This is a genomic window from Pedobacter jeongneungensis (genome assembly GCF_039538295.1).
In the GTDB taxonomy this organism is placed as follows: Bacteria; Bacteroidota; Bacteroidia; order Sphingobacteriales; family Sphingobacteriaceae; genus Pedobacter; species Pedobacter jeongneungensis.
On record NZ_BAABBY010000001.1, the window covers coordinates 186,829 to 200,624 of the forward strand.

At 44.4% G+C, this 13,796-nt stretch carries 16 protein-coding genes; all 16 read left to right on the forward strand.

Annotated elements, in window-relative coordinates:
• Nucleotides 1-2: 2 nt before the first annotated feature.
• Nucleotides 3-665, forward strand: a complete 663-nt coding sequence (locus tag ABD769_RS00895) for a hypothetical protein (protein WP_344848462.1) — start codon at nucleotides 3-5, stop codon at nucleotides 663-665.
• Nucleotides 662-1,318 (forward strand): hypothetical protein, encoded by a 657-nt coding sequence (locus ABD769_RS00900; protein WP_344848465.1) that lies wholly within the window; start codon nucleotides 662-664, stop codon nucleotides 1,316-1,318. The genes ABD769_RS00895 and ABD769_RS00900 overlap by 4 nt, the downstream gene beginning before the upstream one ends.
• A gap of 4 nt (nucleotides 1,319-1,322) precedes the next feature.
• Nucleotides 1,323-1,988, forward strand: a complete 666-nt coding sequence (locus ABD769_RS00905; protein WP_344848468.1) for a hypothetical protein — start codon at nucleotides 1,323-1,325, stop codon at nucleotides 1,986-1,988.
• Nucleotides 1,985-2,758 (forward strand): hypothetical protein, encoded by a 774-nt coding sequence (locus tag ABD769_RS00910; RefSeq protein WP_344848471.1) that lies wholly within the window; start codon nucleotides 1,985-1,987, stop codon nucleotides 2,756-2,758. The genes ABD769_RS00905 and ABD769_RS00910 overlap by 4 nt, the downstream gene beginning before the upstream one ends.
• A gap of 4 nt (nucleotides 2,759-2,762) precedes the next feature.
• Nucleotides 2,763-3,890, forward strand: coding sequence for a TraJ family protein (locus tag ABD769_RS00915; RefSeq protein WP_344848474.1), 1,128 nt, complete (start codon nucleotides 2,763-2,765; stop codon nucleotides 3,888-3,890).
• Complete coding sequence (traK, locus tag ABD769_RS00920; protein ID WP_344848477.1) at nucleotides 3,891-4,517, forward strand: conjugative transposon protein TraK; 627 nt, start codon at nucleotides 3,891-3,893, stop codon at nucleotides 4,515-4,517.
• Nucleotides 4,514-4,900 carry a hypothetical protein gene (locus ABD769_RS00925; RefSeq protein ID WP_344848480.1) on the forward strand — a complete coding sequence of 129 codons (387 nt, stop codon included), beginning with the start codon at nucleotides 4,514-4,516 and terminating at the stop codon, nucleotides 4,898-4,900. The genes traK and ABD769_RS00925 overlap by 4 nt, the downstream gene beginning before the upstream one ends.
• An 8-nt stretch (nucleotides 4,901-4,908) precedes the next feature.
• Nucleotides 4,909-6,135, forward strand: coding sequence for a conjugative transposon protein TraM (gene traM / locus ABD769_RS00930; protein ID WP_344848483.1), 1,227 nt, complete (start codon nucleotides 4,909-4,911; stop codon nucleotides 6,133-6,135).
• A 6-nt stretch (nucleotides 6,136-6,141) separates the two neighbouring features.
• Entirely contained in the window at nucleotides 6,142-6,981 is an 840-nt protein-coding gene (locus tag ABD769_RS00935) for a DUF4138 domain-containing protein (protein ID WP_344848486.1), read from the forward strand.
• A 9-nt stretch (nucleotides 6,982-6,990) separates the two neighbouring features.
• Nucleotides 6,991-9,033: a type IV secretory system conjugative DNA transfer family protein gene (locus tag ABD769_RS00940; protein ID WP_344848489.1), complete on the forward strand. Its 2,043-nt coding sequence runs from the start codon at nucleotides 6,991-6,993 to the stop codon at nucleotides 9,031-9,033.
• Between the two features lie 36 nt (nucleotides 9,034-9,069).
• Nucleotides 9,070-9,492: a hypothetical protein gene (locus tag ABD769_RS00945; protein ID WP_344848493.1), complete on the forward strand. Its 423-nt coding sequence runs from the start codon at nucleotides 9,070-9,072 to the stop codon at nucleotides 9,490-9,492.
• 70 nt (nucleotides 9,493-9,562) lie between these two features.
• The gene (locus tag ABD769_RS00950) at nucleotides 9,563-10,099 is read left to right on the forward strand and encodes a M23 family metallopeptidase (RefSeq protein ID WP_344848495.1); all 537 of its coding nucleotides are present in this window, start codon (nucleotides 9,563-9,565) and stop codon (nucleotides 10,097-10,099) included.
• Entirely contained in the window at nucleotides 10,092-11,306 is a 1,215-nt protein-coding gene (locus ABD769_RS00955; protein ID WP_344848498.1) for an ArdC family protein, read from the forward strand. Before ABD769_RS00950 ends, ABD769_RS00955 begins: the two co-directional genes overlap by 8 nt.
• Nucleotides 11,307-11,315: 9 nt before the next feature.
• The gene (locus tag ABD769_RS00960; RefSeq protein ID WP_344848501.1) at nucleotides 11,316-12,116 is read left to right on the forward strand and encodes a DUF4099 domain-containing protein; all 801 of its coding nucleotides are present in this window, start codon (nucleotides 11,316-11,318) and stop codon (nucleotides 12,114-12,116) included.
• Between the two features lie 463 nt (nucleotides 12,117-12,579).
• Nucleotides 12,580-12,897 (forward strand): hypothetical protein, encoded by a 318-nt coding sequence (locus ABD769_RS00965; protein WP_344848504.1) that lies wholly within the window; start codon nucleotides 12,580-12,582, stop codon nucleotides 12,895-12,897.
• A gap of 20 nt (nucleotides 12,898-12,917) precedes the next feature.
• Nucleotides 12,918-13,781, forward strand: a complete 864-nt coding sequence (locus ABD769_RS00970; protein ID WP_344848507.1) for a hypothetical protein — start codon at nucleotides 12,918-12,920, stop codon at nucleotides 13,779-13,781.
• The last annotated feature ends 15 nt before the right edge of the window (nucleotides 13,782-13,796 follow it).

Sequence of the window (13,796 nt, forward strand, 5' to 3'; positions counted from 1 at the left end):
TCATGCGGAAAATATTCATCTATTTTTTATTTGGTCTATTCACTCATTTTGCTTCGGCACAGATCTACGTTGATCCCACAACGGCTGCGGCTACGGCGGCGCATGCAGGAGTGATGAGCAGTGGTCTGTCCCGGACCAGCGATAATCTTACGCTAGTACAAAGAGCCCAGCTCGCGGTAACTGGTCAGCTGGGGATCGTAAACGATCTGCAGTCCACTATTTACCGGGGACTCTCTGAAGTTTCAGGCGTGATGAGGTCGCTGCTTTCTGTAAAAGATATTTATGAGATTTCTCAGGATATCGTTATTGATGTAAATAAGGCAATAAATATCGCCTCAGCTGATCCGGTACTATTGCTCTTCGCCGAAAGCGGCGCCAGGGAATTTAAAGCACGGTCTATAAATCTAGCAGCAGAAGTTAGCTCTTTTGTTTTAAAAGACGGAAGGGAGGCGTTGATGGATTCCGGGGAAAGGGCTAAACTGCTCAACAGGATTGTAACAGAACTGACCATCCTTCGTGGAGTAGCTTACGGGATGTACCGAACAATGTACTGGGCGAAGCAGCGTGGGATCTTAAATTCCTTGAATCCATATGCTGGCTATATCAATATTGATAAACGCATTGCGGACGATATTCTCAGGAATGCCAAGATGCTCAGGCAATGAAAAGGGCAGTATTTGTTACTGTTTTGCTTTTATTCTCAGGACATAGCTATGCGCAATTGAATGTTGCCCTGTTGCACCAGCTTGTTGGAGATAGTAAAACCGAACACGGAAAACAGTCGGATGCAAGGGACAGGCAGGCGGAATCTACTACCAATGAGGAGGCGAACAAAACCCTGATGATAAGACTAAAGGATAAATACAGGGATGTTCAGTCGAGGTTCAAAACCTTGGGTCTGGCTATTGATGCTGCGCAGATAAGCCTTGAAGCTTATCCGCTAATCAATGACATTGCCAAGAGTCAGGAAACGATTTATAGTTTATGCAAGCAGGATCCCATGCTTTCCGTTCTGGCCATACAGGCAGAAATAGATATGGGGGATAGGGCTTACGCGCTACTGAATTTTTTATATGGAATCAGCCTGTCTATGGAAGACATCAACCAGATGAAGCAGAGCGACCGAAAAATGCTTTTTTCCCATGTGCTCACCGAACTTCGCCTGATAGCCGGGGCATCCAGAGGACTTGCTGTAACCCTTCAGTATTCTTCCAGAAAGAAGGTCTTGAAGGGCCTGAACCCTTTTTCAGGATTTATCAATTCAGATAAAAAATTGATAGACGATATCCTTCGAAAAAAAGATATCCTAAAAAACTGATGTTATGAAATTGCTTATTTTAATTGTTCTAATGCTGATTGGTCATTATTGCAGTAATGCTCAAAGGATAGTTTTTGACCGCGGGCATTTTAATATCGTCAATGAAAACGGCGCAGTTCGCCTGGCAGCTGAAAACACCTATAGCGGTTATTTAAGTACAATTAATAACCGCCTTTCTGATATCAACCTCAACCTGAGTGCTGTGGTAATGATCCAGTCTTTAATCCTTTCTTCTTTAAGAGAAGTTGATCAGGGCCTGAAAAGTGCGATCGCGGTCAGAGAGATAAGCTCGCTTGTTGCCGAGATTTCATCGGAAAGTGCCGGGATGATTGATATAGCAAAATCAGATCCCCATCTGCTGCTTTTCGCAGAAGATGTTTCCAGGCAGGTAAAGGATCGGGGCATAAGCCTTTTTTCAGAGGTCTCATCTTTTGTGCTTAAAGAGGGGGAGAATGTTTTAATGGATTTTGAAAAGCGCGATGCGCTGCTTAAAAAAATTGCGCTGGAACTCCGCGTGATTCGCGCACTGGTATTCAGCATGAAAAAATCCATGTACTGGGCAAAAATGAAAGGGGTGTTTCGATCACTCAATCCCTATCAGGGCTTCATCAATCGGGATTTGCGTTTGGGCAGTGATATTTTATTCAAATCAAAACTTTTAAAACCATGAAAAAATCTTGTTTGATTATTTTTTTATGTTTCCTTTCAGCTGTCGCAATATCGCAGAAGAAGATTACCGACAAGCACATTACTTATCAGCAGGAACGGATGGTCTTCAAGCAATGGGACGCGGATAAGTTTACACCTAAACCAGGATTTCTTGGGCTTAATCCGCAGTATTGGATTACCTGGGCACTTCACCCTAATTATCCTAAAACGGATCTAAGGCCACTGGGCCCGCTCGGGCCACAAACGCAGCGACTAATGTTGGCAGCTGCTATGCAGCATACCGATAACATCTATAAACTGCATGCCGATACGCTTCGCAATACCGCTTTGAGCGAGGCATCCAATTATTCTTCGGCACTTTCCTTTGCGGACCCTCTGTGGCTGATGTATTATCGCAACGAGTTTGAAGTGTTGTTAAACCAGGCGGATTCCGATTTGCTTGCAGGCCTTTCGCCCACTGAAAAACAGTATATGGTCTCATCGGGCTTGCTGGAATGGTACATCGAAGAAAGCCGTGCACTTCTCGAAAGGCTCGAGATAGCAAGGTCGACTACCTTAGACAGGGGATCAAGGATTATGGCCTACCACAGGATGCTATCAGAATTCAGGAAGCTTTCTGCAAGCTGGGAAACTAAGAAATCCAGGGCAAAAACCTACCTCTCTATCCGCTCATCTGCCCGGAAGTTAAGGGCTGGGGAAGTTTCAAAACCAGTTTCATCAAAGAGTGATATCCAGATTGCCAATGATATCCTTAAAAAATCAAAACTGTAAATCAATGTACATTTTAAATACGATGACTGGCACTGCCGGTTTTTTTGTGCAGGCCGTGCCCGACTCTTTCAAGGACACCTTTAATTTCCTTCAGGGGAACGGCGTCTATGAGGAAGGGATGATGCATTTTTTGCATGAAATGAAAAATACGATCTGGACACATTATGATGCTTTTATTGCCGATGCACAGGCGCTGGCAGCGATTTTTATTCTCATCTTTTTTGCCATCAAGAGCTATGAAATGATTTCTGGTGATAAACAGCTTGAAATCATGCCACTGCTCCGTCCGTTCGGCCTGACCATGGTCATTTTATGGTGGAGCATCTTTACCAGGGTACTTGCCTATCCGACCGATGTGGTTGAGCAAAAGACCTCGGCGATGTTTGATGGCAGCCAGTCAGAGATCAATGATCTCAGGCTGCAGCGGGCAAAGCTCATGGTAGAGGTTTCTGATCAGCTCTATAAAATTCAGGCTGAGACGCAGACAGCAAAGACAGAAGCGGATACCTGGTATGAAAATGCCTGGGAATCTGTAAAGTCTTCGGTAAAGGAAGGGTTTTCTGAAGTCTGGAACCCAATAGTGGAAATGAGGAACCGGCTGGAGGTGGGGCTGCAGCTTTTGGCTACTTCTCTTTTGGAAACGCTTGCGATATGGATACTCAGGATCTGCACCTACATTATTTTTATCATTCAGATCATCTTTTCCACCATACTGATTATCTTAGGCCCTTTTTCAGTCGCCGTCTCTATTCTGCCCGCTTTCAGGGATTCCTTTTCGACCTGGGTTGCCAGGTTTATCTCGGTTAACCTGTATTCCGGAATTGCTTATCTGGTCATGTACGTAGCTTCCCTTTTCCAGCATTATGCGCTAGAAGCGGAAATTACTCGTTATCAGGAACTTGTTGGAACAGGTGGGGCAAGCCTTGAAAAACTAGGCTGGTTTGCCAGTAACGGGATTCTCTCCTTTGGAATGGTGATCGTAACCTTTATCATTGGGGCGCTTACTATGCTCACCGTACCGAGCATTTCAACATGGATAGTGTCTACCTCAGGCGTATCTTCAGCGGCCAGTTCTATGGGAAGGGGTGCATCGAGTATGACCAGGATTGCAGGACAGATTATGGGAGGGTAGATGATGATGATAAAAAGTATAGAATCCAAGATCCGTCTTGCTACTTTTCTCTCCCTGGGAAGCTTTCTGCTCTGTTTGGCGGTCGTGGCTACGGTTTCGTTTTTCGCCTATAGGTATGTCAAGGATTCCAGAAAGAGTATTTATATCCTTGACCCATCAGGTACACCGATCCTGGCAAAACAGACCGATGTCCAGTTAAACAGGGCTGCAGAATACCGCGCACATATCGCAAAATTTCATTCCCTTTTCTTCTCCCTTGTACCAGATGATAAGTTTATTGAATATCAGATGAAGCAGGCCATGTACCTGGTGGATGAAAGCGGTGCCCTTCAGTACAATAACCTGAAGGAAAAAGGTTTTTTTACTTCCATACTCTCTTCATCTGCTGTACTTACGCTCCGCACAGATTCTATTTTTCTGGATGAAAAGCGAATGTATTTCCGCTACTATGGAACCCAGAAGATAGACAGAAGGAGCTCCAGCATAACCCGGTCACTGATTACTGAAGGAAATTTGGTTGATCTGGAGACCAGATCGGACAATAATCCCCACGCTGTACTTATTACGAGATGGAAGACACTGGAGAACAGGGATATTTCAACGATAGAAAAAAATGCATTCCAATGAAAAAGATGACCGTGTTTTCAGCACTTCAAAATGAGTTCTCCGGCCTAATCGGGCGGATCTCGGCCTCCTTATCCGGATTCTTCAAAAAATATCCCAGGGCTGTTTTTTCTCTGATGGTTATACTGATGGGCATTTCCGCTCTTTTATGCTTTACGCTCCTGAGAACGGAATCTAAAAAGGCTCCGCTTGAGAAAAAAGCATTGCTGAAGGTTAAGGGTGACCTGGAAGAGGTGGGAATAACCGTAAGGAGGCTTCGTAAGACACTAGAAATCCGGGAAGCGCTGAAGGTTTTATTGACCAAGGATCACTTAAGTCCCGAGGATAGCTTGCTAATGGCCAATATGATAGCTGAGCTTGAGCGTGCAAGCCACCAGAAAAAATAATTAAAAATATGAAAAAAATAGATGTCAAAAAGCCGCGTTATGCGCTTCCCATAATCTGTTTGCCCTTTCTTTTGCTTTTTTTTTACGTTTACAAAAGCAGCTTTGGAAAGGATGGTAAAATGGTTACCGGAAAGGATTCGCTGCAGACCAATGTGGCAAATGTTTCCCAGCAGGTCAAAAACCAGGAGCTATCAGGAAAGCTTGATGCCTTTAGAAATAAATTTAAACAGGCCGACGGATATACTGCCGTTGGCAGCATTGGTGAGGAAAGTAATGAGCAGGCAGAGGTAAGCTCATCCTATAATTCCAAAGAAAAGCGGATGCTTGATTCCATTGACCAGGTAATGAAGAAAAAATATGGTATGCTTGTCGGACCGGGAAATGTAGCGCATGGTTACCCTTTGGGAGGCAGGAGCTCCCAAAGCCTGCGAAATCCTTCCAAAGCAGAGCAGGACCTTGCCCTTGCCTCGGCGCTATCCAAAATTAAGCAACAGGAGTTTAAGGGGAATAATGAGGTTGAACCTGCAAAAAATACACCTGATCCCATGCAGCTTTTCCGGGCACAGATGGCTCTCGTAGACAGTATGGGGAAAGCCAATGATCCTGCACTAATGGAAAGACGGGAGAAAGAGCGGGCAGTGAAAGCGGCCGAAAATGAGGCCAAAAGCAAAAAGATTATTCCTGTCAAAAGAGTAGGGAATGCGTCTGCCGCATTCAATACCATAGTTTCAGCAGAAAGTGAACGTCCCATCTCTGCAATCATTGATCAGGATATTACCGGCTTTTCCGGATCACGCCTGCGAGTACGGCTGACTGATGATATCATGGCGGGCAAGTTTATGATCCCTAAAGGTACCTACCTCTATGCAACTATTTCAGGGTTTTCTGCCCAGAGGGTATCCTTGGTGATCTCATCTGTATTCCATGGCGGGGAAATTCTGCCGGTAAATCTTCAGGTTTATGACAACGATGGAATGGCCGGTATTTATGTTCCATCATCCGCCTTTCGCGAATTTACCAGGGAAATGAGCAGTTCAAGCACGCAAGGGATTACCATACAGCAGATGGCGGAAAACAACAATCAACTCGTTATGGGGGTGCTTTCCAAGATGTTCCAGTCTACAACAACAGCGGTAAACAAGTTGATCCGATCCAATAAGGTCAAGGTCAGATACAATACCCAGGTTTATCTCATTGATCCCAATGAGCTTAAAAGAAAACAACAATCTTATTAGAATTTCATGAAAAAAATATTGTTCCTAGCTCAAATTTTCCTGAGCTCACTGGCCCTTTATGCGCAAGTGCCACACTCAGTTACCGTTGCCGATATTCCGGTAATCGGAATATCGGGTTCAGTTTCACTCCATTTCATCTCGCCAGAGAAAATTTCCTATGTAGACCTATCCAGCAGTTCGCTGATTGGTGACCTTCCGGAAAAGAACATTCTCAGGATCAAGGCGATTCCAGACTCTGTTGCAGCTCTTAGTTCCAGCGGCGATGCTGGCCTGGTTACCATTGTGGGAGAAACCTTTATCGCCCAGTACAGACTCTCCTTTTTATCGCCTGCTAGTCCCGAGCTGATTTCCACACAAATCGATATCGTGCCAACCTATATGAGATCCCTTGACATTTCGGGGATAGGATTATCACAGAACGAAATGAAGAGCAATGCACTTTCCCTGCTAAAGCGCAGAGGAGATTCCCGAATTAAAAAAGAATCAGCTTTTGGGATATCACTGGTTGTCAACCGGGTTTATACCCTTAGCGATTGCATCCTTCTTGACTTGAGCTTCCAGAACTCCACAAATCTCATCTTTGATGTCGACGAGCTCAGGTTTAAGATAGCCGACAGAAAGATCAATAAATCCACCAATGTCCAGTCCATAGAGTTAAAGCCGGTTTTTCAGCTTTATCCCTTTGAAAGATTTTCGAAATCCTATCGTAATATTTATATCCTTAAAAAAACCACCTTTCCCGGTGACAAGGAACTCAGTATCGAACTATCTGAAAAGCAGATTTCTGGAAGAAATCTTCGCGCTTCATTAAGGTATTCCGATATCCTAAACGCCGATACTTTTTAGTGTTTCATTATGGAAGAAAGCAAGGAACAACAGAGCCTGCACCGCTTCCTTCAGTTTGCCATTTATCTCGCGCTTTTGCTAGATGTGCTCATGTTTGTCTATGCAACTAAGCTGTTAACTGATTCTGGTGCAGAGAAAATCGGGCTCGCCAGGTTTCTGGTGCGTATGTCACGGATTATTATTTACCAACACCCGCTCTACAGCCGGTTTTTCTCGTTGTTGCTTATCTCGCTGGTTTCAATCGGGACACTGAGCAAAAAAGAAAAAGATCTTGATGCTAAAACAGCGATCATTTATCCGCTCGTGTTGGGGTTAGTCTTAATGGCGGCCAGTATCTTTTTTTTTGGTGAAAAGGGGACTGCGGTTTTTTATCTGACCAGCTGGCAGGATATCGGGTATATCTCTTTATTGTTGATAGGGACGATCCTGGTGCACCAAGCGATGGACAATGTTTCCAAGATTATCAGCTCTTCTTTAGGTAAGGATAAGTGGAATACCGAAGAAGAATCGTTTATGCAGGCAAGAAAGCCTGTGAACGGGCCATTTGCAGTTACCATCCCCTCACTTTTTTATTACCGCAAGAAAGTACATTCGGGCTTCATTAACATAGAGAACATCTTTCGCGGAACGCTTTTGATCGGGACCCCGGGCTCGGGCAAGAGTTTTGGTATTGTTATGCCCTTTATTCGGCAGCTTGTCTTTAAGGAGTTCTGTATCTGCTGTTATGACTTTAAGTTTCCCGACCTGGGTCAGATCGCCTATTACCATTACCTGCTGGGTAAAAAGCAGGACAGGCTCTCAGGCTTTGATTTTCATGTCATCAACTTAACCCAAGTAGAGCGGAGCAGGAGAATAAATGTATTAAGACCAGATTACATAGTAACGCTGGCCGATGCTGGCGAAACAGCGGAAGCACTGGTAGAAGCCTTGAAAAAAGGCGATAAATCCGGTGGTAGCGATCAGTTCTTCACCCAAAGTGCGGTAAATTTTCTCTCCTCCTGCATTTATTTCTTTTCTCAGTACCAGGGAGGGAAGTATTCTACTTTTCCGCACGTACTTTCATTTTTGAACTGCAGTTATGAGCAGATTTTTTCGGTGCTATTTTCCAATCCTGAGCTTGGAAGCTTACTTTCTCCATTTGCCACTGCATGGCAGGCTAAAGCTTTCAACCAGCTAGAAGGGCAGATCGGAACGCTAAAGGTATTCATCTCCCGCTTAGCTACTAAAGAGACGTTCTGGGTTTTTTCCGGGGATGATTTCAACTTAAAGATTTCATCCCGGGCGGAGCCATCTATATTAGTCCTTGCCAATGACCCCAATACACAGAATATCAATTCCGCCTGCTATTCTGTAGTGCTCAACAGGCTGACCAGGCTTATCAACTCTAAAGGAAACCGGCCCTCGGCCTTGATTATCGATGAGCTGCCAACCTTATTTGTGCACCGCATTGAAAATCTAATTGCCACTGCCAGATCAAATAAGGTAGCGGTTCTCATGGGACTCCAGGAGCTTCCGCAGTTTCAGCAGCAATATGGAAAGGATACCGCAACCACCATTACCTCGGTAGTAGGGAATGTACTTTCTGGCTCGGTAAGGAACAAGGAAACGCTGGAATGGCTGGAGCGGCTTTTTGGGAAAGTTAAGCAACAGTCAGAGAGCTTGTCCATTGATAGAACCAAGACATCGGTGTCGCTCTCGGAAAAACTAGAATCGCTGATTCCTGCAGGTAAGATCGCATCATTGAAGGCCGGAGAGCTCGTTGGTATGCTTGCAGCGGATGCGGTAGAAGAATATACAGGAAAATTTGATACCTCGGCGATCAACTGCAGGGTGAACCTTGATATGGAGGCAATAGCTACAGAGGAAAAAGCTTACCCTGATATGCCGTTGTATTATGATTTCGCAGGAAAAAAGGATGAGATTCTCCGTAAAAACTTCATGCGCATAAATGATGAAATACAGGTATTGGTTAAAAAATTCAGAACCGAGGCTACCGTCCCAAAAAATGGGGAAAGTCCCAAAGCCTCCATGGCAGGCGGTATGAAGAGATAAACAAACTATTTTTTTTCAATCTTAAAATCAATTTTTATGGAAGAATTAACCGGCCGGCTTGTGGTGGTACATCCTCAGCTGACAACCGATCCTGTTTCCAGACAGGGTCAGACAGGTGTAATTGCAATAGCGGATCTTCAAAAAGATAACATTAGCGTCGGCTTTGGTGGTGGTCCACTTGGCAGGTATTCCTCAGATGCCCTCCTTGTGTTAAAGGATAAAAGGGAGCTTTATCAGGATATTATGACCGGGGTAAAGGATATGGATGCCGGTACTTTTAAAGACCTGCTCGATATTAATATGAAACAGGAGTATTCAGATTATGGTCACATTTCTGCTGCGATGAAGATTGCTGTCGAAAATCCAGAGGTGATGAAAAGGAGCATGATTTCCCTGGAGGACTATATTTCACGAAATCACAATATAAATGTCAGCGAAGCGGTTTCTTTTGAGCGTTAGGCTTTTGGCAGGCGTACTTCTCATTTTTGTTTGCTCTTCTCTATCCTGCTACTCCCAAATCTCCTTGCCTTTGAATTCAATAAAGATAAATAGCGCTTTTGGTAAAAGGATACATCCTGTTACCCATTTTGCGGATTTCCATCGTGGCATTGATCTTCACGCAAGAAATGAGCCTGTATTTTCTTTTCTTACCGGAAAGGTATCCGGCGTAGGCTTTAATCCAATTCTGGGAAAATTTATAAGGATTGATCATTCAGGCCTTGAAAGCATATATGGCCACCTCTCCATTATTCTGGTTCGAAAGGGCGAGGAAGTCCGTTCTGGGGAAGTTATAGCGGTTACGGGATCTACCGGTAGGGTGACTGGCGAACACCTGCACTTTAGTTTGCGCATCGGGCGAGTCTACATCGATCCTGTAAACTTTATTCTTCGCTACTATAAAGTAGCCAAAATTAATCAAATAAATTTTATGGAAAATTCAGCCTATTTGACCCTAAGGCAAAAACTGGAACTACTCGCGATGGTAGAGGAAGTGGAACTGAATCAGGACGAGGCCTGGGTTTACGGAATTGGTTTTGCGGATACGGAGGAAGAGCAAGATGGATAAAAAAGATGTTCATAAACCCCTGCACGTTCAGGTTGCCGAGAAAGTAATTGAGGCACTCCGCGCCGGAACCGCACCCTGGCAGATTCCATGGGATTCAGCGGGCATTCCTCTTCTAATGCCTTACAATTTTCAGAGCGGCAATAGATATAAGGGAATCAATGCCCTATCACTTTTGATGGCAGGTAGGGAAGATCCAAGATGGATGACCTACAGGCAGGCAGAGGAAAGCGGAATGCAGGTGAGAAAGGGAGAGAAATCTATGCTCATCCAGTTCGTTAAAACAAGTGATGAGCGAACCAGGCGCGACGCTTCAGGAAAGGTTATGCATGATGAGCTCGGAAAGCCCATAAAGGAAACAAGGGAACTTCCCCATGCCATTGTTCGCAATGCTTACGTGTTTAATGCCGCGCAGATCGAGGGCATGCCCAAACTGGAAAGAGAAAAGCCAGGCACCAAGTGGGCGCCGGTTGAGCGGGCAGAGAATCTCATTGCCTCCTCAGGCGCAGTAATTTTTCACCAATATTCCGCAAATGCCTTTTATGACCCAAAAAGGGATGCTATTACGCTTCCCTACAAGGACTGGTTTTCTGAAAGCCACAAATATTATGCTACACTGCTCCACGAACTGGGACACTGGACGGGGCATCCAGACCGGTTGAACCGAGACATGGGTAAAGGCTTTGGGGATGCGAGCTATGCCAGGGAGGAACTCAGGGCAGAAATCGCTTCGATGCTTATTGGACAGGAACTTGGTATAGGCCATGACCCGGGACAGCATTATGCCTATGTGGAAAGCTGGATATCGATTCTGGAGAACAATCCTTTTGAGATCTTTTCTGCTTCCATGGATGCCGAGCGTATTCTTGGCTATATCATGGATATAGAAAGAAAGCAGGAGATTACCAGTGAAAAGGTTTCCCTGAATGCGATGCAGCCTGCGCCCGGAAAAGCTTCTGGGTATCTCACCACGGGAGATAAGATTCCATATAACGGATCGGTCTATGAGGTTCTAGCCCATTTAAAACAGGGAAGGCTGAAGATGCATGAAAGCCTGAACGGCAATGCATTTACATTGGGCCGGGAAGATAAACTCTACGCAGCGCTTTTATATCTCAAACGCGAAATGGGTGCTGAGTTTCAAAATGAGAAGCAAACTAACCTGATTGTGCAGGCAGGGAACCAATCACATCTTGATTTAAACAGATAAAACGAATTTATGCAAAATATAATTATTGAAGAAGCCCTGCCCGTTGCAGAGCTATCCAGGCTAGGGCTATACGACGGGGCCAGGTACTTATTGGACGAAATAGACATTGCTGCACTTCTTTCGGGCAGGAGAACTTCTTTAGTGAACCTACAGAATCTGGTCAGCGAGGCTTTTGTTATTGATAGCCTGGATGCTAAGCTATCCTTAAACCTGGATGAAGATAGTCTCCACGAGATAAAATTGCATCCTATTTACAAGGAGCCGAAACTGTCTCCGGATTTATTGGATGTTGAAGCTGACGCGCTGGTCGCAGGAGATGTTAAGAATATTGCAAAACCCATTAATTTTCCTGATGGCAAAAATAGGACTATCGTATTTGAATATGATAGTGAAACCAGGGAGTTCATTTCCTATGATCCAAAAGGGGTAGAGGTTCCATTTCAGATCAACGGAGAGAAACTAGATGCAAAGAAAAGTAAGGATTTTGCCCTAGGACGTATTGTGCAGCTAATCGATGGGACAATGATCCAGCATAGGGCTAGTGAGCCCAAGGGAATCGTAGCCAGCCGTACAGCACTTATCTTAACTTTTTTGAAAGACGGTAAAGCCGCGGGTTTTTTATTAAAAGATCTCGCTCCCATAATGGATTCAAGTATTCATCAGACTCCCTTTTCACCAGGCTTTGAATCAGCATTCCTGGAAATGAAAAAAAACGATGGCGCAATTTCAGACGAGATATTGCAGCAGAGAGAACTCGATGAGTTCAAAAGCGAGTACAGCCGCGGCTATAGTCATGGCATATCCAGATAAATATGGACAGAGAATGGGTGATGTGCGATGGTTTCGCATACCTGATTCCTTGCGGGTTGCCAGAGATATGTATCCGTACCGTTTATCTTTTTTATGAAAAAAGGGATTGTCTAAACGTTCTATCAGATATTACATCAGTCAAATTTCGGGATGCCGCGCTGGCAACATTTGGTTTTCTTGCTTCTCCGGAAGGTATAATATGCATCAGCTTGATATTTCCCAATGCGAAATTCGTGACTGTATTCGGAGATGATCTACCTGCAATCGTATTAGCCTGTAAGATTTCGCTATGGCTGAAAGGATTTGACGCAACTTTTCTGGTTTTATCCCATCATGTGATTTTCACTTTTAAGTCATGTGAATTTTCATGTGCGGAATCACTCTTTTCACTTAATAGGTTTTGTAAGATCACCAGATTTAGGACCATTGTCAGGCCATTGCAAATCCGGCAAAATCCATTCCAATGATTCCAGAAATTTTCAAACAGGATATGGGTCTCGATATCAGAGTATTCGGATTCGAGGTCAATGTCAATTATGTGTACAACTGGCCCAGCAAAAGAAATGATGAAAAAGAACCAACTGTTGTACACCTGGAGTTCCGCTCAGATTCCAATATCATATCCTGTACCGGCTACCGTTCACATTTTCTCTTTTCTGCTTTTTTAAAGGATTGCGGATATGCGTCCATAGAAGAACTGGCAGTCTCCCTTGGCGAACACTTAGCCCGGGAAAATGGCTATAGCCCTCCCCAGCCTGAGCAACAACTCAGCCTATTTTGATTAATAAATAATATATTCTTATGAATGAACAAAATTTAGATTATCTAAAGAAGAGCCTGGATTATCTGGGCTTTGGAACAAAACTTAACGATGTTCTTGAATCAGCAATTTCCAGGGAACTCCCAGCTTTTACCCTCGGAGTAACGCAAAGCTACGCATCTGCCAATGCAAAAAAGAATCCTGCACTTGGTTCCGATCAGGTCAGGTTCATGCTGAACTTCAACCGCTCCAAGCAGAGCGATATGTATTTTCTGAACGATTATGAGGTAACTCTCAATAAGGTCGGGAGTACTTTACCTATTAGACAGGTCTTTGATTTGGAAAGGGACAACCGGATTACGGCGCTACAGGCCTATAAACTGCTCTCAGGGAACTCACTCGAACGGGATGTTTACGCCAAATCCGAAAACAGTGAAGGCTCGGAAAAGAGAAAGGTTTGGTTTAAGCTTAATCTTGATGTTCAGGATGCCTATGGGAATCATCCTCTGAAAAAATTCTACCCTGAATTCAAGTTTGAGCTATCTGATGCCATCGACAAATACCCGTTCAAGGGTCTTTCAGAACTTGGAAAGGATGGTATGATGAAAATGCTGAGAAGTGGCCATATGGCGCGTGCCGAGATGATGGTGGGTAAGAAAGCCGTTGCTGTAATGGTAACCGCAAATCCCCAGTTTAAGGGACTTGATGTTTATGATAAGAACATGGCCATTGTCCGCCAGGATGAAATCTTCCCTAAAAAAGAAGAGCAAAAAGAAAGCACGGCCTCGGCTGAACAAAGAACTTCCCAGAAAAGCGAAATCGATGCTGGCAATACAGAAGAGCAGTTTCCTTGGGAAAACCAGCGGGATGGTGATACCTTCCAAAGCGAGGAAATAGGGAGATAGTCTCTTGTAACAGCA

What these genes read in the sequence shown, in the direction of transcription:
- ABD769_RS00895 (WP_344848462.1), top strand. Translation starts at nt 3, where the DNA reads ATGCGGAAAATATTCATCTATTTTTTATTTGGTCTATTCACTCATTTT.
- ABD769_RS00900 (WP_344848465.1), top strand. Translation starts at nt 662, where the DNA reads ATGAAAAGGGCAGTATTTGTTACTGTTTTGCTTTTATTCTCAGGACAT.
- ABD769_RS00905 (WP_344848468.1), top strand. Translation starts at nt 1,323, where the DNA reads ATGAAATTGCTTATTTTAATTGTTCTAATGCTGATTGGTCATTATTGC.
- ABD769_RS00910 (WP_344848471.1), top strand. Translation starts at nt 1,985, where the DNA reads ATGAAAAAATCTTGTTTGATTATTTTTTTATGTTTCCTTTCAGCTGTC.
- ABD769_RS00915 (WP_344848474.1), top strand. Translation starts at nt 2,763, where the DNA reads ATGTACATTTTAAATACGATGACTGGCACTGCCGGTTTTTTTGTGCAG.
- traK (WP_344848477.1), top strand. Translation starts at nt 3,891, where the DNA reads ATGATGATGATAAAAAGTATAGAATCCAAGATCCGTCTTGCTACTTTT.
- ABD769_RS00925 (WP_344848480.1), top strand. Translation starts at nt 4,514, where the DNA reads ATGAAAAAGATGACCGTGTTTTCAGCACTTCAAAATGAGTTCTCCGGC.
- traM (WP_344848483.1), top strand. Translation starts at nt 4,909, where the DNA reads ATGAAAAAAATAGATGTCAAAAAGCCGCGTTATGCGCTTCCCATAATC.
- ABD769_RS00935 (WP_344848486.1), top strand. Translation starts at nt 6,142, where the DNA reads ATGAAAAAAATATTGTTCCTAGCTCAAATTTTCCTGAGCTCACTGGCC.
- ABD769_RS00940 (WP_344848489.1), top strand. Translation starts at nt 6,991, where the DNA reads ATGGAAGAAAGCAAGGAACAACAGAGCCTGCACCGCTTCCTTCAGTTT.
- ABD769_RS00945 (WP_344848493.1), top strand. Translation starts at nt 9,070, where the DNA reads ATGGAAGAATTAACCGGCCGGCTTGTGGTGGTACATCCTCAGCTGACA.
- ABD769_RS00955 (WP_344848498.1), top strand. Translation starts at nt 10,092, where the DNA reads ATGGATAAAAAAGATGTTCATAAACCCCTGCACGTTCAGGTTGCCGAG.
- ABD769_RS00960 (WP_344848501.1), top strand. Translation starts at nt 11,316, where the DNA reads ATGCAAAATATAATTATTGAAGAAGCCCTGCCCGTTGCAGAGCTATCC.
- ABD769_RS00965 (WP_344848504.1), top strand. Translation starts at nt 12,580, where the DNA reads ATGATTCCAGAAATTTTCAAACAGGATATGGGTCTCGATATCAGAGTA.
- ABD769_RS00970 (WP_344848507.1), top strand. Translation starts at nt 12,918, where the DNA reads ATGAATGAACAAAATTTAGATTATCTAAAGAAGAGCCTGGATTATCTG.